The sequence below is a fragment of the Microvirga sesbaniae genome, from assembly GCF_025460805.1.
Lineage (GTDB): Bacteria > Pseudomonadota > Alphaproteobacteria > Rhizobiales > Beijerinckiaceae > Microvirga > Microvirga sesbaniae.
On record NZ_JAMXFJ010000031.1, the window covers coordinates 1 to 18,694 of the forward strand.

Annotated in this window: 16 protein-coding genes; 4 read left to right on the plus strand and 12 right to left on the minus strand. The window is 68.0% G+C overall.

What is annotated here, in order from left to right; all coding sequences use genetic code 11:
• Positions 1–132 precede the first annotated feature (132 nt).
• The 10 genes from OCW50_RS26090 to OCW50_RS26135 all read right to left on the minus strand — a co-directional run bounded on the left by OCW50_RS26090 (position 133) and on the right by OCW50_RS26135 (position 11,533).
• The gene (locus OCW50_RS26090; protein WP_262299583.1) at positions 133–903 is read right to left on the minus strand and encodes a sulfite exporter TauE/SafE family protein; all 771 of its coding nucleotides are present in this window, start codon (positions 901–903) and stop codon (positions 133–135) included.
• A 3-nt stretch (positions 904–906) separates the two neighbouring features.
• On the minus strand, positions 907–2,910 hold the full coding sequence (locus tag OCW50_RS26095; protein WP_262299584.1) for an alpha-glucosidase: 2,004 nt from the start codon (positions 2,908–2,910) through the stop codon (positions 907–909).
• 10 nt (positions 2,911–2,920) lie between these two features.
• Positions 2,921–3,685 (minus strand): SDR family NAD(P)-dependent oxidoreductase, encoded by a 765-nt coding sequence (locus tag OCW50_RS26100; protein ID WP_262299585.1) that lies wholly within the window; start codon positions 3,683–3,685, stop codon positions 2,921–2,923.
• Between the two features lie 12 nt (positions 3,686–3,697).
• Positions 3,698–4,579, minus strand: coding sequence for an SMP-30/gluconolactonase/LRE family protein (locus OCW50_RS26105; RefSeq protein WP_262299586.1), 882 nt, complete (start codon positions 4,577–4,579; stop codon positions 3,698–3,700).
• 11 nt (positions 4,580–4,590) lie between these two features.
• Entirely contained in the window at positions 4,591–5,397 is an 807-nt protein-coding gene (locus tag OCW50_RS26110) for an HpcH/HpaI aldolase family protein (RefSeq protein ID WP_262268556.1), read from the minus strand.
• A gap of 9 nt (positions 5,398–5,406) precedes the next feature.
• On the minus strand, positions 5,407–7,146 hold the full coding sequence (araD, locus tag OCW50_RS26115) for an L-arabinonate dehydratase (protein ID WP_262299587.1): 1,740 nt from the start codon (positions 7,144–7,146) through the stop codon (positions 5,407–5,409).
• Between the two features lie 6 nt (positions 7,147–7,152).
• The gene (locus tag OCW50_RS26120) at positions 7,153–8,004 is read right to left on the minus strand and encodes a carbohydrate ABC transporter permease (RefSeq protein ID WP_262268558.1); all 852 of its coding nucleotides are present in this window, start codon (positions 8,002–8,004) and stop codon (positions 7,153–7,155) included.
• Positions 8,005–8,009: 5 nt separating this feature from the next.
• The gene (locus tag OCW50_RS26125; protein ID WP_262268559.1) at positions 8,010–8,948 is read right to left on the minus strand and encodes a carbohydrate ABC transporter permease; all 939 of its coding nucleotides are present in this window, start codon (positions 8,946–8,948) and stop codon (positions 8,010–8,012) included.
• Between the two features lie 186 nt (positions 8,949–9,134).
• Positions 9,135–10,391, minus strand: a complete 1,257-nt coding sequence (locus OCW50_RS26130; RefSeq protein WP_262299609.1) for an ABC transporter substrate-binding protein — start codon at positions 10,389–10,391, stop codon at positions 9,135–9,137.
• Between the two features lie 68 nt (positions 10,392–10,459).
• Positions 10,460–11,533, minus strand: a complete 1,074-nt coding sequence (locus OCW50_RS26135) for an ABC transporter ATP-binding protein (protein ID WP_262299588.1) — start codon at positions 11,531–11,533, stop codon at positions 10,460–10,462.
• A 288-nt stretch (positions 11,534–11,821) separates the two neighbouring features.
• Here OCW50_RS26135 and OCW50_RS26140 point away from each other — a divergent pair, with 288 nt between their 5' ends.
• Together OCW50_RS26140 and OCW50_RS26145 are read left to right on the plus strand one after the other, a co-directional pair.
• Positions 11,822–12,880, plus strand: coding sequence for a LacI family DNA-binding transcriptional regulator (locus OCW50_RS26140; RefSeq protein WP_262299589.1), 1,059 nt, complete (start codon positions 11,822–11,824; stop codon positions 12,878–12,880).
• A 434-nt stretch (positions 12,881–13,314) separates the two neighbouring features.
• A complete protein-coding gene (locus OCW50_RS26145) occupies positions 13,315–13,668 on the plus strand; it encodes a RidA family protein (protein WP_262299590.1) in 354 nt (117 codons plus the stop codon).
• 13 nt (positions 13,669–13,681) lie between these two features.
• Here OCW50_RS26145 and OCW50_RS26150 read toward each other — a convergent pair whose 3' ends face one another.
• Positions 13,682–14,479, minus strand: a complete 798-nt coding sequence (locus tag OCW50_RS26150) for a glycosyltransferase family 2 protein (RefSeq protein WP_262299591.1) — start codon at positions 14,477–14,479, stop codon at positions 13,682–13,684.
• A 103-nt stretch (positions 14,480–14,582) separates the two neighbouring features.
• Positions 14,583–15,392, minus strand: a complete 810-nt coding sequence (locus OCW50_RS26155; protein ID WP_262299592.1) for an endonuclease/exonuclease/phosphatase family protein — start codon at positions 15,390–15,392, stop codon at positions 14,583–14,585.
• A 276-nt stretch (positions 15,393–15,668) separates the two neighbouring features.
• On the opposite strand from OCW50_RS26155, the gene OCW50_RS26160 reads away from it, so the two are divergent.
• A complete protein-coding gene (locus OCW50_RS26160) occupies positions 15,669–17,990 on the plus strand; it encodes a heavy metal translocating P-type ATPase (protein WP_262299593.1) in 2,322 nt (773 codons plus the stop codon).
• Positions 17,987–18,442 carry a Cu(I)-responsive transcriptional regulator gene (gene cueR, locus OCW50_RS26165; protein ID WP_262299594.1) on the plus strand — a complete coding sequence of 152 codons (456 nt, stop codon included), beginning with the start codon at positions 17,987–17,989 and terminating at the stop codon, positions 18,440–18,442. Before OCW50_RS26160 ends, cueR begins: the two co-directional genes overlap by 4 nt.
• Positions 18,443–18,694: the final 252 nt, after the last annotated feature.

The window sequence follows — 18,694 nt, forward strand, 5'->3', positions numbered from 1 at the left end:
AGGGGTCGGTCACGGGAATGGTCCGGCCGTCCGGAGCGTCCACCCACTCGCCCGCCACATAGGCCCGGCTCACCAGCAGCGACGGGTCCTTCAGATCAACAACGCGACGGTCGACAGGTTTCGCATGAGCGGTCATTTCGAGGCTCCCAGAAGATGAGTGACGGCAGGCGCTCCGAGCGACACGCCTGAGAGGAAAAGCAGAATGAACACGATACGCCGCATCGTGCCCGGAGAGACGGGCGGCGGCCAGCGGCGCGCCGCGTAGGTCGCCCCCATGACGCCCGGAATGGCGAGAAGCCCCGTGAGCGTGGAGCCGGACGGCAGATTGCCCGACAGCACCACGAGGCCGATCCGGAACACGGCATTGAGCGCGAAGACCGTGACGAGCGTTTCCCGCACCGTGGCGAGCGGCATGGGCTGGCTGTAGAAATGATAGACGAGCGGCGGGCCGGCCGTCGAGAACATCCCGCCCATCAATCCGGCGATGCCGCCGAAGAAGGCGAACGAGCCGTCACGGGACGGCTTCGCCAGCGGCTCGGGCTTTCGCGCCAGCTGCAGGCTGGACACGATGATCACGAGCCCCAGGATCAGGCGCAGGACATCCGCCTGCGTTCCGGCGAGCCATTCCAGCAGCCAGTACCCGACGAAGAGCAGGGGAATGCTGGCCGCCATGACGAGGCCGAATTTCCGCCATGCCACATCGCGCCACCCTTTCAGCAGCATCTGCGTGGCGTTCACGAGCGTCAGCACGCTCACGATCATGGCGGCGTCGGGCAGCGACAGCAGCCCCGTCAGGCCCACCCCGCCCATGGTGATGAGCCCGAAGGCGAAGCCCGTCAGGGTCTGCGCGTAGGCGGCGGCGCCCGTCAGCACGAGAAAGCCGATGAGCTCCGCAACCGACATGGCTCAGAGATCCCTCAAGCCCGCGAACAACCCCGAGAACGCCGAGCCGGCCCGGGAGAACACGGGCGGCTCGCCGAAGGGCGCCGCCACATTGGCCTCCTGCCCGCCCATGAAGGTTTTGCCGGACCATGCATGGACCCACGCGGCGCCCTCCGGAAGATAGGTGCTCCATTCCGTCTTCCCGGCCCGCCAGACGGGCGCGACGAGCAGGTCGGGTCCGTAGAGATAGGCGTCCTGGATCGCGTAGGTGCGGGCATCGTCCTCGAAATGGAGGAACAGCGGACGCTGCGCCGGCAGTCCCCGGGTCGAGGCTTCGGCCACCAGGGATCTGAGATAGGGCACGAGGTGCACGTAGACCCTGGTCATCCGGGCGAAATGCGCGAGGACGTCCGGATCCTGGTCGATCTGCAGGTTGTCGCGCGGGCGGTTGCCCTCATGGGTGCGCATCACGGGCGTGAACGCCGCCATCTCGGCCCAGCGCATGACGAGTTCCGCCGTGCGCACATTGCCGAAGAGGCTCGTATAGCCGCCGATGTCGGAATGGTGATAGGCGTTGCCGAGCAGGCCCGACGACAGCGCGCCCGACATCACCGTCACGAGCCCGTCGTGGCGGGTGAAGTCGACCGACTGGTCTCCGCCCCACAGCAGCGGGCAATGCTTCTGCACCCCGGTGAAGCCGGCGCGCATGAAGAACAGGGCCTCGCCGGTCCTGCCGCGGCTCGCCACCGCGCGCGCGTTCACCTCGGCCCAGAGCGTCGGCCAGGCGTTGTGCATCAGCGTCGCGTCGACCCCGTTGGCGAGCGTCACGTCGATCGGCAGATACTCGCCGAAATCGGCCATCCAGCCCGACAGGCCGAAATCGAGCATGTTCTGCCCGATCACCCGCTCGGCGAACCAGGCGGCCGCCTCCGGGTTGGTGAAATCGACGACGCCGCAATCGAACTCGCCGAAATCGACCAGCGCGGTCCGTCCGCTCGCGTCCTTGGCGAAGTAGCCCGCCGCATCCGCTTCGGGGAAGAGCGACCCGTCGACGGCGAGATAGGGATTCACGTATCCGAGGAATCGGACGCCCCGATCCTCCAGCTCGGCGATGCGCTGGCGCAGGCCCGGGTAGCGATCGTCGTCGGCCTTCCAGTCCCAGAACAGGCGGGCGCCGAACGACGTGTGGCGGAGCCCCACCCAATCCTCGCACCAGAGCCCGGACACCTTCGTGCCGGCCGCCATGATGGTGTCCAGCCGCTCGAACGAGTTCGCCCCATCCTTGAGCCCGATGATCGCCCCGCCATAGACCCATTCGGGCAGCGGCGGCTGGCGCCCGAAGCGCTCGGCCATGGCCTCGACGAGAGCGGCGAACGTCGGACGCGCCGTGAGCTCGATCCGTTCGGGAACGGCCCAGATCTCGATCTCGTGGAAGTCGCCGCGGCGGAAATCGAAGGCCGAATAGGCCGTCGTCTCCACGTGCAGCGCGTAACGCCGGGACGAGAGGAAGGTCGGCTGCGGATAATTGGTGTTCCAGTAGTCGCCGCCCGATCGGCCGGTCACGTCCGCCTTGAAGGTGATCTCGGTCGTCTTGTCGCGCCCGACGCCGGGCTCCGAGGTCCAGAGAGGAAAGCGGCGCCCGCGCATGTCGAAATACGACATCTGCTCCCCGCCACCCCAGACGTGCTCGCCCGGCTCGGCCTGAACGCGCAGCCAGATCCGGTTGAGGGCGGCATCCTCGGCGCGGAACGCGATGGCGCCGGTCCGGTCGTCTCCTGACAGCTCGAGGGTCACCCGGACCGGCTGCCCGGGAGCCGCCGAGAACGCGATGGCGGCCCCGGACACGACCGCATGGGCGAGCGGCGTCCGCTCGATCACGTAATCCTCGATGTCGAAGTTGCCGCGGTACATGTCCATGCGCGCGTCGCCCTGCCCGACGAACAGGCATGGCGCGTCGCCGCGGTGGCGCAGGATCGGCCTTCCGTCGAGAATGAGGTCGAAGCCGTCGGCGGTCGTGTGGATCTGCATGGGATGCTCTTCAGTTCTGGGTCAGGCCGGCATCGACGACGAAGTTCGCGCCCGTGCAGCCGCCGCTCTCGTCGGAGCCGAGGAACAGGGCCATCCTGGCCACGTGGCTGGCGTCGAGCCGGAACTTCAACGCCTGCAGGTCGAGGAACTGCTGGTTCAGGTCGGGCGTCAGCCAGAGCTGCTTCTGGCGCTCCGTCAGGATCGCCCCCGGCACGATGCAGTTGACGCGGATATTCGACGGACCCAGCTCGCGGGCCAGCGTGCGGGTCATGCCGTTGATCGCCGCCTTCGCGGTCGTGTAGCCGACCATGCCGGGACGTCCGCGCATCCACGAGATCGAGCCGAGCATCACGATGGAGCCCGCGCCCCGCGCCGCCATGCCTTTCGCCACCGCCTGGGTGGCGAAGAACTGATGGTCGAGGTTCAGGGCGAGGGCTCGCCGCCAGTATTCCGGCTCCACCTCGGCCATGTCGTGCCGGTCGTCCTTGCCCGCATTGTTCACGAGAACGTCGACGCCGCCGCGTTCGTTCTCGATCCGGGCGAGCACCTCGCGGAGCGCCGGAATGTCGGTGACGTCGCAGGCATGGAAGCTGGCGCCCGTCGCGCTCGCCAGGGCGCGTCCCGGCTCCTCGGCGATATCGATGAACGACACCCGCGCGCCCTGGGCGGCGAAAGCCTTCACCATCTCCTCGCCGATCCCGGACGCCCCGCCCGTGATGACGACCGAGCGGTCCTGAAGGGAGCGATATTGGACGGTTGTGTAGTCGAATGCCATGGTGGCGCGGCCTCAAACGGAAGGATCGAAACGGTTTTCAGGCAGTCCCGGCACGTCGACCGGCATGGAGAACAGGCTTCCCGATTGCGGAAAGGCCTCGAGCTCGGCCTCGGATCGACCATGGCGCGCGGAGGTCACGTAGAGCGTCCTCAAGCCGGCGCCGCCGAAGCAGACCATCGTGGGGCACCGGGCCGGGACGGGATGCTCCGCCAGCAATCGCCCGTCGGGCGCATAGCGCCGGATGCGTCCACCCTCGAAGAGAGCGGTCCAGTAGCAGCCTTGCGCATCCACCGCGGCGCCATCGGGCCGTCCGCGGTCCGTCTCGGACGGCTGGAGGCGCGCGAACAGGGTCTTGTCCGTGGCCTCGCCGGTCGCGGGATCATAGGCATAGCGCCAGATCGTGAAGGTCGGCGTGTCGGAATGGTAGAGCGTGCGCCCGTCCGGTGAGAAGGCGACGCCGTTCGACGTGAGGAGGCCGCCGGCGAGCTCCGCGAGCCCTCGCCGGTCGTAGCGGTAGAGATGCGCCCTGCCGCCGTCCTTCGGCTCGTCGATGGTCCCGGCCAGGAAGCGCCCGGCCGGATCGACGCGGCCATCGTTGAAGCGGCTGGCGCGCTGGTCCTCCGGATTGTCCGCCAGCCTCGTCTCGCGGCGCCCCTCGGGATCCAGAAGCCAGAGGCCGGAGCGGAAGCCCGCGATGAAGCCGCCGCCCTTCCGCAACCCGATGCAGCCGATCTCCTCCGGCATCGTCATGACGGCGTGCGCGCCGGACGCGGGGTGGAACCGATGAAGCGCCCTGCCCGTGATGTCGACGAAAAACAGCGCCTGCCCGTCGACGTCCCAGACCGGGCACTCGCCCAGTTGCGCGCGAACATCGAGAGCGACGGTCAGCGGCATCGCACGCAACCTCAATAGGCCGCGGCCGGAGCGTTCGACGCCACCGGCTGATCGCGAAGGGCGCCGAGCCATTCCGAGGCGCGGCTCGTCATCATGGCGATGTCGGACGCCACCGCCACGTAGCCGTAGCCATAGGCGATGAAGCGGCGCACCATGTCCGGGTTGGGGCCCACGATGCCGACCGGCTTGCCCGCCTCACGGGCCATCCTGGCCGCCTTCTCGATCAGCGCCTGGACGTCCGGATGCGCGATATTGCCGATATGCCCCATGGCGGCCGCGAGATCGCCCGGCCCGACGAACAATGCGTCGATGCCGGGAACGGCCGCGATCTCGGGCAGCCGCTCGATCGCCTCGGGGGTCTCGAGCTGGACGATCACGGCCACCTGGTCGTTGGCGCGCTTGAGATAATCCGCCGCGCGGCCGAACCGTGAACCGCGATGAACCGCCGCCACGCCGCGAATTCCTTCCGGCGGATACTTGGCGAACGAGACCGCCTGCCGGGCCTCCTCGGCGGTCTGGACGAACGGCACCATGATCGTCTGGGCGCCGGCGTCGAGGACGCGCTTGACGAGCACCTGGTCGTTCCAGGCCAGGCGCACGACCGCATCGGCCGGCGTGCAGCCGATGGCGCGCAGGATATGGGCCAGGTCGGCCACTTCGATCGGCACGTGCTCCATGTCGACGACCAGGAAGTCGAAGCCGCTGTAGCCCATCGCCTCGGCGGTGGCGGGCGCGGCCGCCATGAGCCAGGTGCCGAGCGGCGGGCGCGGCCCCTCGCCCTTGAGCCAGCCCTTGAAGCGGTTCTCGATGTCGATCATGACGTGCCCCTAGAAGATGGACGGCTCGGCCACCGGGCCGGGCGCGCTGAGGAAATCGAAGTCGCAGCCCTGGTCGGCCTGCGAGACATGGCGCTGATAGAGCGCCGCGAACGAGCGGCCATAGACATGCGCGGTGGGCTTCCACGCGGCGCGGCGGCGCTCCAGCTCCGCCTCCTCGACCTTCATGTCGAGGCGCCCGGCCTCCACGTCGAGCGCCACGAGATCGCCGGTCCGGAGAAGCCCCAGGGGGCCGCCCACGGCCGCCTCCGGGGCCACGTGCAGGATGCAGGTGCCGTAATGGGTGCCGCTCATCCGCCCGTCGCAGATGCGCACCATGTCGCGCACGCCCTGCTTGAGGAGCTTCTTCGGGATCGGCAGGTTGCCCCATTCCGGCATGCCCGGCGCTCCGACCGGGCCGGCGTTGCGCAGCACGAGAACCGTGTCCTCCGTGATGTCGAGATCGGGATCGTCGATCATCCGGTTCATCTCGGCCGGGCTGTCGAACACGAGGGCCGGCCCGACATGCTTGAGGAATTTCGGGTTCGCCGCGGAGGATTTCATGACGGCGCCGTTCGGGGCGAGGTTGCCCCGCAGCAGCGCCAGCGTCTTGCCGCGCGAGAGCGGCACGATCGGATCGTCTTCCCCGCGGATGACATCGTCGTTCCAGCACTCGGCTCCGGCGATGTTCTCGCCGAGCGTCCTGCCGTTCACCGTCATGGCGTCCCGGTCGAGGTGCCCCTCGAGCTTCTTGAGCAGCGCGAGCAGGCCGCCGGCGAAATAGAAGTCCTCCATCAGGTACTCGCCGGACGGGAAGAGATTGGCGCAGACCGGCACCTTTGCGGCCATGTCGGCCATGTCGTCGAGGGTCAGATCGACGCCGGCGCGGCGCGCCATGGCGATCAGGTGCACGGCGGCGTTGGTCGAGCCGCCGAGGGCCATGTAGGTGACGAGACCGTTGCGGAAGCCCCTCGCATCGAGGAAGCGGGAGGGCTTCCAATCCTGCCAGATCATCTCGACGATGCGCTCGCCGCACAGGGAGGCCATGCGCGGATGACCGCTGTCGGCGGCCGGGATCGAGGAGGCCCCGGGGAGCGTCAGGCCCATGGCGTCCACGATGGACGTCATGGTGGAGGCCGTTCCCATGGTGTTGCAGGTGCCGATGGAACGGGTCATGCGGCTTTCGAGGTCGACCCAGTCTCCTTGCGTGATGTTGCCGGCCCGCAGCTCGTCCCAGTACTTCTTGGTGTGGGTCCCGGCTCCGGTCTTCTGGCCGCGCCACTGCCCGTTCGACATTGGACCGGCCGGGCAGTAGATCACCGGGATGTCCATGCTGATCGCCCCCATGAGGAGCCCGGGCGTGGACTTGTCGCAGCCGCCCAGCAGCACGGCCCCGTCGATCGGGTGCGAGCGCAGGAGCTCCTCCACCTCCATGGCCAGGAAGTTGCGATAGAGCATGGTGGTGGGCTTCACCATGACCTCGCCGACGGAAAGGGCCGGCAGCTCGACCGGATAGCCGCCCGCCTGCCAGACGCCGCGCTTCACGGCCTCCGCCCGGTCGCGCAGATGCGAATGGCAGGGGCTCAGGTCGCTCCAGGTGTTGACGATGGCTACCACGGGCTTGCCGAGGAATTCCTCCCGGCGCAGGCCCATCTGCTGGGTGCGCTGGCGGTGCGCGAAGCCGCGCATGTCGTCGGAGGCGAACCAGCGCTGGCTCCGCAGCTCCCCGATGGGTCGGCGTGTCATGGCCATCATCCTTTATCCCTTGATGCCGCCGGAGGTCAGCCCGGACACGACACGCTCCTGGAAGATCACGATCAGGACCGCCACCGGCACGATGCCCACCACGAGCGCGGCCGAAATCACCGGCCAGGGGAACGCGAACTCGCCCTGATAGAGGGTGATGCCGACCGGAAGCGTGCGCAGCATCGGGTTGGAGTTGAAGGAGAGCGCGAGCAGGAACTCGTCCCAGGAATTCACGAAGGCCAGGATGCCCGCCGTGAACACGCCCGGCGCGGCGAGCGGCACCACGACCTTGAACAGGGCGCCCAGGCGCGTGCAGCCGTCGATCATGGCCGAGTTCTCGAGATCGCGCGGGATGCCTTCGAAGAACGAAACCAGGATCAGCGTGCAGACCGGCAGGCTCAGCACCGTGTAGGGCAGGATCAGGGCGATCCAGGTGTTGAGGAGGTTGAGCGCCCGCATGATCTCGAACAGCGGGACCAGCAGCGTCACCAGCGGGAAGGTCGAGACCGCGATGATGGCCGAGAGGATCAGGTCCCGGCCGCGGATGTGAAGCCGGGCCAGGGCGTAGGCGGCGAGCACCGACACGAAGAGCGTCAGGGCCGTCGAGAGAAGCGCCACCATGAAGCTGTTGAAGAGGAACAGGAGCAGCGGCTGATCCGTGAAGGCGCGCAGGTAATTGGCGATCGTCGGGGCATGAGGCAGCCACGTGATCGGCTTGAGGGTCAGCTCGGTCTCGGTCTTGAGCGACGTGAACAGGATCCACAGGGCCGGAAACATCCCGTTCATCACCAGGACGAACCCGATCAGGATGCGCAGCGGCTTGCCGGAAAAGAGCGAGCGGTTGGCAGGCGTATCATGGCTCATGGCTGTCACCCCTTGGCCCGGATCATGCGCAGGTAGACGGCCGTCACGCCCATGGAGAGCGCGAACATGACCACCGCGAGCGCGGAGCCGTAGCCGAGATCGAGGAAGTCGACCGTGTTCTGGTGGATGTACATGGCAAGGGTCGCCGTGGAGGTTCCGGGACCGCCCCGCGTCATGGTGAAGGGGATGTCGAACGTCTGCAGCGCCGTGATGGTGCGGAAGATCAGCGCCACCACGATGGAGGCCTTGAGCAGCGGCAGGGTGATCTCGAAGAACTGCCTCAGGCGCCCTGCCCCGTCCACCTCCGCCGCCTCGTAGAGGGAGCGCGGAATGGTCTGGAGGCCCGCCAGGATGATGAGCGCCATGAAGGACGACGTCTTCCAGATGATCGTCAGGCAGATCGCCGCGAAGGCCCAACGGGCGGAGTTGAACCAGATCACGCCCTCGAATCCGAGGCGGCCGAGCACGTCGTTCACGACGCCGTATTCCGAATGGAAGAACCACGCGAAGATGAGGCCGGCGAACGAGAGCGGCAGCGCCCATGGGATCAGGAGCGAGAGCCGGACTGGCCATTTCCGCTTGAACGGCAGGTTCGCCATCAGGGCGAGAGCGAGGCCGACGAGCAAGGCGCCCGGGACCGTGATCAGGGTGATGAGCACCGTGTTCCAGGTCGTCTCCCAAAACACGGGATCGTCCAGCATGAGCGCGTAGTTCTCGAGCCCGGCGAAGGCCGCCGGCGCGCCCGATGTCAGCGACAGGTTCTGGAAGCTGGTCCAGACCAGGCGGCAGACCGGGTAGACGATGATGAGCGCCAGCAGCAGCGCCGCCGGAAGCAGCAGCAGCAGGGCGAGGGTGCGCTCGCTCGGATCGAGGAAGCGCGTCCACCATTTCGTGCCGCTCTCATTGCGCGGCGTAACCAGGGTCGTTTCGCTCGCCGTTGCCATCGTCATGATCCTGCCCGGGTGCGAGGTTGGGGATGGATGCCCGAGGGCATCCATCCGGCGGTGGGGATGCGGGTCAGCGCATCGTGCGAAAAAGTGGAGCCGGTTTTTCGGAGTCAACGATGCGCCAGCCTAGAGTGGAGCATCGGATTCGATCCCAAAAGTGGACCCACTTTTGGGCCCGATGCTCTAGCGCAGAACGCGGCGCAAGCGGCCTTCCATCTGCGTGGCGCCGTCCTCGGGCGTCGACTGTCCGGCCAGAACGGCGTTGACCGTGGTCCGGATGATGTCGCTCACCTCGTTGTAGCGGGGCGTCACCGGCCGGGCCTTCGCGGTCTCGACCACCGGACGGGCGTTGGCGAACCACGGAACCGCCTTGGTCACGTCCGCGTCCGTATAGACATCGGGGAATTGCGGAAGCAGGGCGGCGTTGATCGCCATGAACTCGGACGTTTCGGGGCTCGACAGATACTGGACGAATTTCTGCGCCTCGGTCTTGTTGTTGGAATAGGCGGACACGCCCCATTCCCAGCCGCCCAGGCAGGAGGCCGGCTGGCCGCCCTGCACGGCGGGAAGCTTCACGACGCCGACCTTGTCCTTCACGGCGGACTCGGCGCCCTGGAACTGTCCCCAGGCATACGACCAGTTGACGGCGAACAGCACGTTGCCGGCCTGGAACTCCTTGCGGGTATCGTCGGTGGCGACCTCCGCGATGTTCTTCTTGGCGACGCCCTGGTCGACGAAGTCCTTCCACAGCTTCAGGGACTTCACGGCCGCTTCCTTGTCGAAGGAGAGCTTGCCGTTGGAGACCAGCTGCCTGCCCATGCTCCAGTACGGCAGCAGGAAGGTGCAGACCGCGCCCTCGATCGCCTTGCCCTGGAAGGAAAGCCCCTGGAGGTTCGGATCCTTCTCGGACTCGGTCACCTTCTTGGCCGCGACCGCGAGCTCGTCCCAGGTCTGCGGCGGCTGGATCCCGTGCTTCTCGAGAAGATCCTTGCGGTAGTAGAGGAACATGGCATCGGCGAAGGCCGGCAGCGCCACGACCTTGCCGTCGACGGTGTTCGCTTCGGCATAGGCCGGCAAGTAGCGCTTCATGTAAGAATCGGCGTCGGCGCCGAGAACGTCGTTGAACGGCACGGTCCAGCCGGCAGCCGCGTACTGCGCCGGGCGGATCACGTCGAGGATCATGACGTCGAGGGACGAATCCTTCGCGGTCATGACCGTGTTGAGATACTGCGCCTGCGCCTCGGAGGTGTTGCCGCCGGTCTCGATGGTCACCTTCACGTTCGGATTCTTGGCCTCGTACATGTCGAAGGCCTTGCGCCAGACATCCGGACGATGCTGGCTGGACACGAACACGCGCAGATTGGTCTGGGCCATGGCGGCGGACGCCGTCAGCGTCAGGGCCGCGCCGGCCAGAAGCAGCTTCATGGTCTTCTTCGACATCATCGTTTCCTCCTTGGGGTTCTTGTCGGAGCCGGTGCCTTGCCGGCCCCTTTCGTTGAAGGGGTCCCTCAGACGAGGGCCCGTTCCGTCGCCGCATCGAACAGGTGGATCCGGGTGGGATCGACACCGATGGAGAGAGTGTCCCCCGGGATCGGCCGCATCTCAGGCGCCACGCGCGCGGTCAGCGTCGACGGACCGAGGGCGAAATGGATCAAGGTATCGGAGCCCAGGGGCTCCACCACCTGCACCCTGCCCGTCAGGGGCTGGCCCTCGCCGGGCGGCAGGAAATGCTCGGGACGGATGCCCACGATGACGTCGCGCCCCTCGAGCGCGCCCGCCGGTCCGGCCGAGCGGCTCTGGAGCGGAATGCTGGAACCGCCATCGAACGCCACGGCCCCACCCTGGATCCTGCCCTTGGCGAAGTTCATCGCCGGGGATCCGATGAACCCGCCGACGAAGACGCTCGCCGGGGTGTTGTAGACCTCGTCGGGCGTGCCGACCTGCTCGATCTCGCCGCCCTTGAGGATCACGATGCGGTCCGCGAGGGTCATCGCCTCGACCTGGTCGTGGGTCACGTAGATGATCGTGGTGCCGATGGCCTGATGCAGGCGCTTGATCTCGGTGCGCACCTGCCCGCGCAGCTTGGCGTCGAGGTTCGAGAGCGGCTCGTCGAAGAGGAAGACCTGGGGCCGGCGCACGATGGCCCGCCCCATGGCGACGCGCTGGCGCTGCCCGCCCGAGAGCTGGCTCGGCTTGCGGTCGAGGAGCTGGGAGATGCCCAGCATCTCGGCCGCCTGAGCGATGCGGGGCTTGATCTCGGCCGCCGGGACGCCGCGGACCTTCAGGCTGAAGGCCATGTTCTCGTAGACGGTCTTGTGCGGGTAGAGCGCGTAGTCCTGGAACACCATGGCGATGTCGCGCTCGCGGGGCGGCAGCCTGTTCACCACCCTGTCGCCGATGCGGATCTCGCCGTCGCTGATGCTCTCGAGACCGGCGAGCATGCGCAAGGTGGTCGACTTGCCGCAGCCGGACGGGCCGACCAGCACGACGAATTCACGGTCGGCGATCTCCAGGTCGATGCCCTTCACGATCCGAAGGGCCCCGTAACTCTTCTCAAGCTTCCGGAAGCTGACGGACGACATGCTCCCTCCCTGTTGCTTTGCGCCGCGCTCCGAGCCGGCCCGCCTGCGCCCCTGTGATGATCTCAGGTCGATTTGGATTATGAATGCATCATAGCGCTACGATGATCGGCATGCAAGAGGCGTCTTGAGGCGCCTTGCGGGATACGAAAGCCCTCGCCGGCACGTCATCCTGTCTGAAAATATCCAGAAAAATCAAGCGCAAAGCAGCTTTTCTGTTTGCTGTCGCGCCGTTCTGCCCTATATTCGGATGAGCTTCATCCATCGAAGCGCTACGAAAAAGGGAAGAGGATGGACGCCGACAGCAGCCGCCTGCAGACCCGGAGCACCCGGAAACGGCGCAAGATGCAGCGTGTCACGATGATGGACGTGGCCAAGCTCGCCCAGGTGTCCCCGTCCACGGTCTCGCTCTACCTCCGCAAACCGGCCGCCGTCTCGCCCGCGGCCGGGCAGGAGATCGCCCGCGCCATCTCGGCTCTGGGCTACGTTCCCAATCTGGTGGCCGGCGGACTGGCCGCCGCCTCCTCCAAGGTCGTCAGCATCATCGTTCCTTCCATTCGCAACGCCTTCTTCGCCGAGACCGTCTCGACCCTCCAGTCGGAACTGGCCGCCGAGGGCCTTCAGGTGCTCCTCGGCCACAGCGAATACGGCGAGGATCAGGAGGAGGCCCTGGTCCGGACGGCGCTCTCCTGGGCGCCGGCCGCCGTGGTCCTGACCGGGCTGGCCCACAGCGCCGGGACCCGCAAGCTCCTGCGGGCGAGCGGCGTTCCCGTGGTCGAGATGTGGGAGCTCGGCGGGACACCCATCGACATGGCGGTCGGCTTCTCGCACCCGCAGGTGGGCGCATCCGCGGCGCGACATCTCCTGTCGAAGGGCCGCCGGGCCCTCGCCTTCCTGGGCGCGCGCATGCAGGAGGACCATCGCGCCGAGACGCGCGCGAGCGGCTTTGCCGAGACGGCCCGCCTGGGGGACGGGCTCTCGCACGAGATCATCAATCATCCCGGAGCGGCAACGGTCGAGGCCGGCGCCCTTCTTCTGACCCGTGCCCTCGAGCGGATCCCGAACCTGGACGGCATCGCCTGCTCGAACGATCTGATCGCCCTCGGGGCCCTGTTCGAATGCCAGCGCCGGGGAATCGCCGTTCCGGACGCCATTGCGGTCGTCGGCTTCGGCGATCTCGACTTCAGCGCCTCGTGCATCCCCTCCCTCACCACCATCCGCCCCTCGGGCGATCTGATCGGACGGGAGGTCGCCCGGCTGATCCTCGGCAGCATCCAGGGCGACCGCCCGGAAGGGACCTCGCGGATCATCGATACGGGCCATGTGCTGATCGAGCGGCGGAGCACGTGACGACGGCCATGACGTTGAGGGTGTCATCACCCGCTCACACCCCCTCCCCGTCATCACCCGCTCACACCACCCTCCACGTCATCACCGGGCTTGTCCCGGTGATCCCGCTTCTGTAAAGCGCCGCGCCCCACAGTATCGGGATGGCCGGCACAGGGCCGGCCATGACGTGGGTGGGTAGCGGGAAGGGCGGAGGGTGCCGTGACGCGGGAGGGTGTCATCACCGGGCTCGTCCCACCCTCTCACGTCATCACCGGCCTTGTGCCGGTGATCCCGATGCGAGAGGCGCCGCGCTTCACCGGATCGGGATGGCCGGGACGAGCCCGGCCATGACCGGCGGAGGTGACCCGACGGTCGCGGCTGTCGCCCGTTCCCCGCTTGTGGTAGGACCCGGTTTTTCGCCCTCGACGGTGCGCCAGCCAAGGGAGAGCAGAACCGTGACAGAGATCCGCCGGATCGGCGTTGCCGCACGCTACAGCGACCTCGTGATCCACGAGGGAACGGCCCGTTTTTCGGGCTATGTGCCCGAGACCACCCTGGGGCTTTCGGTCTCCGAGCAGACGCGGGACGTCCTCGGGCAGATCGAGCAATCGCTCGCGGAGATCGGCAGCGACAAGGCCAGGCTCCTGCAGGCCACGATCTGGCTGGCCGACATGGCCGACTATGACGCGATGAACGCCGTCTGGGATGCCTGGATCGTCCCCGGTCAGGCTCCGGCCCGCGCGTGCGTGGAAGCACGGCTGGCCAACCCGGACTACACGCTCGAGATCCAGGTCGTGGCCGCCCTCTGACCCCTGGTCCCGCTCAGGCCCGCTCGGCCCGCGCGCCCGACTTCGCGAGCGCGCCCAGGCGCTTGCGCTCGTAGTGCTTCGCCAGGCGCAGGTGGCGCCACGTGGCGTAGTTCATGGAGATCAGGAACCCGTAGGTGCCGCGCAGGAAGTGCAGCCGCCCGAAATAGGCCTTCAGGAACGCGGCCGGAAACTCGAAATAGACCCGCCAGGTGGGGATCGACACCCCCCTCACCTCGAGATCGACCGCCTGCTGATCGGCGTAGCTGTTGAGCTTGGCGAGCTGGTCCCCCAGGGAGCGCACGGACCGGTGATGCACGAGGCCCTTCAGCTTGCCGACCCTGGTGCCGGGCTTCAGGTCGACCCGATCATGGACGAGGGAGGTCGAATACCGCCCGGCATCCCGCCGATAGAGCCGGACCGGGGCGATCCGGTACGCCAGCGGATGGGGAGCGCTCTCGCCCGGATAGGTCTCGGCGATGCGGATTCCATAGGCTTGGCGGGCCGGCTCCCCCTGGGCGAACAGCGCCCGCAGCTCGGCGAGCAGCTCCGGCGAGACCTCCTCGTCCGCGTCCAGGTTCAACAGCCACTCGTACCGGCACTGGTCCTCCGCGAAGCGCTTCTGGAGGCCATAGCCCGGCCAGGGGTTGAAGATCACCCGGGCGCCGAGGTCCTGCGCCACCGCCTGGGTTCCATCCGTCGAGCCGGAATCGACCACGACGATATCGTCCGTCAGCCCGCGGACCGCACGGATCGTGGCTCCGATCCGGTCGGCCTCGTTCTTGGCAATGATGAAAACGGAAACGGGAAGCATGGCACCGGGTGCCTAGCCGCCCTGAAGTGTCGTGGCAAGAGCTTTGGGCAAGAGTTTTGGGCAAGAGCTTTGGCCAAGAGTTTTGGGCGAGAGTCTTGAACCGTCAGAGAAGCTCGCCCTCACGGGCCTGGCTCGCGGCGGACGCTCCCTGGCGCTTGCGCACGCGCAGTTCGGCCAGGAGCGGGAAATGGTCCGATGCGACCCGGGTCAGCGGGTTGCGGACCGGTCCGGCATCGATCACCTCGATCGATTTCGTCACGAAGACATGGTCGAGGCGCAGGACCGGCGCCCGGGTGTGGAAGGTCGGCTGCGGCTCCCCGAAGGAGTTGGACAGCTGGGCGTCGCGCATCCGGTTGGCGATCAGCCGATAGGACCGCGAGTATGGGGGCGCATTGAAGTCGCCCAGCAGCACGGCCGGGTCGCCGCAATCCGGGTGGCCGATCCAATCCGCCCCGATCAGGGCGGCCGCCTGCGTCCGCCGCTCCCCGGACCGCAGCGACAGATGGGCATTGACCACATGAAAGGCCTGGCCGTCCACCTCGACGGCGACCCAGAGGGCGCTGCGCTTCTCGAAGGACGGTCGGGTCGATTGCGTGGGCAGACGCCCCGCCTTGACGATCCTCGAGGCATGACGGGTCAGCACCGCGATGCCGTATTGCTCGCCCAGGATGCGGATCGTCGGCTGAAAATGCAGGTCCATCCCGAGGCGGGAGGCCACGGCGGCCGCCTGATCGATCTCCCCGGACCGCACCCGGCCGACGCGAACCTCCTGCAAGGCCACGATGTCCGGATCGCAGGACGCGATGACCTCCGCGATCCGCTGTGGGGAGATCTGCCTGTCCGTGCCGAGCCAGCGATGGACGTTGTAGGTGAGGATCCGAAGGGTTCGCCCCTGTTTGTCGCTATGCTTCAAAGGTCGGCACCGGCTCAATCGTTCGTGACAGGTCAATGCACCGGGTCATTCGGCACAAGCAGGACTTCACCTGCCGCCTAAGCGGCAAACGTGTCGGATCAATGACACAAGCTCGACCCTGGTTCCCAGGGTCGGCCGGCGGATGGCTGGCCTGCGGATGGCCGGGCCGCGGCACGCGCCGGGTCCGGATCTTCTTGGAACGTCTCTCGACCTCTTGACCTTACCATGATTGGAAGGATTACACCCTCGTCCCATATGAGGACCAGGAGACCCGCCATGGCCGCCGGCAAGACCGCCCCGATCGACAGCATCGACATTTCCATCCAGGGCATGACCTGCGCGTCCTGCGTCAACCGGGTCGAGAAGGCGCTCAGGCGCGTCCCGGGGGTCACGGACGCCTCCGTCAACCTGGCGACCGAGCGGGCGACGATCCGCCATATCGGCGCGCCGGAGATCGAGGGACGGCTGATCGGCGCCGTCGCGGAGGCCGGCTACGGGGCCACGGCAATCCGGCCGGACGGCGGGCGGGCCGACCGCGAGCGGGAGGCCCGGGAGGCGGAGATCGCCGGCCTCCGGCGCTCCCTGCTGGTCGCCGCGGCCCTTACCCTGCCGGTCTTCGCGCTCGAGATGGGGTCCCACCTCACCCCGGCCGTCCATGACTGGGTCATGGGAACGCTCGGGCACCGCAACAGCTGGTCCCTGCAATTCGCCCTGACCACCCTGGTCCTGTTCGGTCCCGGACTGCGCTTCTTTCGAAAGGGCGTCCCGGCCCTCCTGCGGGGGGCCCCGGACATGAACTCGCTCGTCGCCCTCGGCACGAGCGCCGCCTATGCCTATTCGGTGGTGGCGACATTCCTGCCCGGGTTCCTGCCGGCCCCCATGGAGAACGTCTATTTCGAGGCGGCCGCCGTCATCGTGACCCTGATCCTGCTGGGCCGCTTCCTCGAAGCCAAGGCCAAGGGCCGCACCTCGGAGGCGATCAAGCGCCTCATGGGCCTCCAGGCGAAGACGGCCCGGGTGGTCCGGGACGTCGAGGCGCTGGACGTTCCTCTCGACCGGGTCGTGAGCGGCGCTCTCGTCCAGGTCCGCCCCGGCGAGAGGATCCCGGTCGATGGCGAGGTGGTGGAAGGATCGTCCTTCGTGGACGAATCCATGATCACGGGCGAGCCCGTTCCCGTCGAGAAGACGCCTGGGAGCGAAGTGGTGGGCGGCACCATCAACCGGACCGGCAGCTTCGCCTTCCGGGCCACCCGGATCGGCGCCGACACGGTCCTGGCCCAGATCATCCGGATGGTCGAGCAGGCTCAAGGGTCGAAGCTGCCGATCCAGGCCCTCGTCGACCGGGTGACCGCCTGGTTCGTTCCCGCCGTCATGGCGGCCGCCGCCCTGACCTTCCTGGTCTGGCTCCTCGTCGGCCCCGAACCGGCGCTCACCTACGCGCTGGTGAATGCGGTGGCCGTGCTGATCATCGCCTGCCCGTGCGCCATGGGGTTGGCCACGCCCACCTCCATCATGGTCGGCACGGGACGGGCGGCGGAGCTCGGCGTGCTGTTCCGCCAGGGCGAGGCCCTCCAGAGCCTCAAGGAGGTCGGGGTCGTGGCCCTCGACAAGACCGGCACCCTGACCGAAGGGCGCCCCGAGCTGACCGACTTCGTGTGCGCGCCCGGGGTCTCCGACGCCGAGGCGCTGCGGCTGGTCGCCGCCGTGGAGAGCCGCTCCGAGCACCCGGTCGCGCAGGCCATCGTGGCGGCCGCCGCGCGGCGGGGGCTCGCCCTGCCGCCCCCGGAGGGTTTTGGGGCCGAACCGGGCTTCGGCGTCTCGGCGTCGGTCGACGGGCGGAGCGTGGCCGTGGGCGCGGACCGCTTCATGACGAGGCTCGGGCTGAGCGTCGCCGCCTTCGGGGCCATCGCGGCGCGCCTGGGCGCGGAGGGCAAGAGCCCGCTCTATGCCGCCATCGACGGCCGGCTCGCGGCCATCGCGGCGGTCGCGGACCCGATCAAGCCCTCGAGCCGCGAAGCGGTCGCGGCGCTCCACGCGCTCGGGCTCAAGGTCGCCATGATCACCGGCGACAACCGCAGGACCGCCGAAGCCATCGCGTCTCGGATCGGGATCGACGAGGTGGAGGCCGAAGTGCTGCCCGACGGCAAGGTCGAGGCGGTGAAGCGCCTGCGCCGTCAGCACGGGCGGATCGCCTTCGTGGGCGACGGCATCAACGATGCGCCCGCCCTCGCGGAGGCCGATATCGGCATCGCCATCGGGACCGGCACGGACATCGCCATCGAGAGCGCCGACGTGGTGCTCATGTCGGGCGACGTCCGCGGCGTGGTCAACGCCATCGCGCTGTCGAAGGCGACGATCCGCAACATCCGGCAGAACCTGTTCTGGGCCTTCGCCTACAACGTCCTGCTGATCCCGGTGGCGGCCGGCGTGCTCTATCCGGTCGACGGCACCCTGCTGTCGCCGGTCATCGCGGCCGGCGCCATGGCGCTGTCCAGCGTCTTCGTTCTCGGCAACGCCCTGCGCCTGCGCGGCTTCAGGGCGCCGGCCGCGTCGGGGCGGGCCGTTCCCCCCTCTCGAGCCGTGGAAGGCGTCGCATGAATATCGGGCAGGTCGCCGCGGCGTCCGGCGTTTCGGCCAAGATGATCCGCTATTACGAATCCATCGGGCTGATCCCGAAGACGGCGCGCACGGAATCCGGCTACCGGGTCTATTCCGACCATGACGTGCACACCCTGCGCTTCATCCGGCGCTCGCGCGATCTCGGCTTCTCGGTCGAGCAGATCGCCGACCTCGTGTCCCTCTGGCAGGACCGCGACCGGGCGAGCAAGGACGTGAAGGCCATCGCGCTCGACCATGTGGGCGTGCTCGAGCGCAAGATCCGGGAGCTGCAGGAGATGGCCTCGACCCTGAAGCATCTCGCCGCCCACTGCCACGGGGACGCGCGCCCGCATTGCCCGATCATCGAGGAGCTGGCGAACGACGGGGCCGCGCCGCTCCCGGGGAAGCCGGACGCGAAGTTCGGCGCCTTGGGGAAAGGGCCCGGGCGGTGAACCGGCCTCCCCCACCCGCCACGTCATCACCGGGCTTGTCCCGGTGACGACGTCGGGGGTGGTGTGAGGCGGTGCGAACACCCTCCCCACGTCATGGCCGGGCCTGTCCCGGCCATCCCGATCCGGAGAAGCGCCGTGCCTCAAACAAGCGGGATCACCGGGACAAGCCCGGTGATGACGTGAGAGGGTGGGAGAGATGGCCATCCCGATCCGGCGGATCACCCGCATGACGACGGTCGGTGCGTCATCCCG

Excerpts from the sequence above, each read along its gene's own strand:
- OCW50_RS26090 (WP_262299583.1), bottom strand. The coding sequence starts at position 903 with ATGTCGGTTGCGGAGCTCATCGGCTTTCTCGTGCTGACGGGCGCCGCC.
- OCW50_RS26095 (WP_262299584.1), bottom strand. The coding sequence starts at position 2,910 with ATGCAGATCCACACGACCGCCGACGGCTTCGACCTCATTCTCGACGGA.
- OCW50_RS26100 (WP_262299585.1), bottom strand. The coding sequence starts at position 3,685 with ATGGCATTCGACTACACAACCGTCCAATATCGCTCCCTTCAGGACCGC.
- OCW50_RS26105 (WP_262299586.1), bottom strand. The coding sequence starts at position 4,579 with ATGCCGCTGACCGTCGCTCTCGATGTTCGCGCGCAACTGGGCGAGTGC.
- OCW50_RS26110 (WP_262268556.1), bottom strand. The coding sequence starts at position 5,397 with ATGATCGACATCGAGAACCGCTTCAAGGGCTGGCTCAAGGGCGAGGGG.
- araD (WP_262299587.1), bottom strand. The coding sequence starts at position 7,146 with ATGGCCATGACACGCCGACCCATCGGGGAGCTGCGGAGCCAGCGCTGG.
- OCW50_RS26120 (WP_262268558.1), bottom strand. The coding sequence starts at position 8,004 with ATGAGCCATGATACGCCTGCCAACCGCTCGCTCTTTTCCGGCAAGCCG.
- OCW50_RS26125 (WP_262268559.1), bottom strand. The coding sequence starts at position 8,948 with ATGGCAACGGCGAGCGAAACGACCCTGGTTACGCCGCGCAATGAGAGC.
- OCW50_RS26130 (WP_262299609.1), bottom strand. The coding sequence starts at position 10,391 with ATGTCGAAGAAGACCATGAAGCTGCTTCTGGCCGGCGCGGCCCTGACG.
- OCW50_RS26135 (WP_262299588.1), bottom strand. The coding sequence starts at position 11,533 with ATGTCGTCCGTCAGCTTCCGGAAGCTTGAGAAGAGTTACGGGGCCCTT.
- OCW50_RS26140 (WP_262299589.1), top strand. The coding sequence starts at position 11,822 with ATGGACGCCGACAGCAGCCGCCTGCAGACCCGGAGCACCCGGAAACGG.
- OCW50_RS26150 (WP_262299591.1), bottom strand. The coding sequence starts at position 14,479 with ATGCTTCCCGTTTCCGTTTTCATCATTGCCAAGAACGAGGCCGACCGG.
- OCW50_RS26160 (WP_262299593.1), top strand. The coding sequence starts at position 15,669 with ATGGCCGCCGGCAAGACCGCCCCGATCGACAGCATCGACATTTCCATC.
- cueR (WP_262299594.1), top strand. The coding sequence starts at position 17,987 with ATGAATATCGGGCAGGTCGCCGCGGCGTCCGGCGTTTCGGCCAAGATG.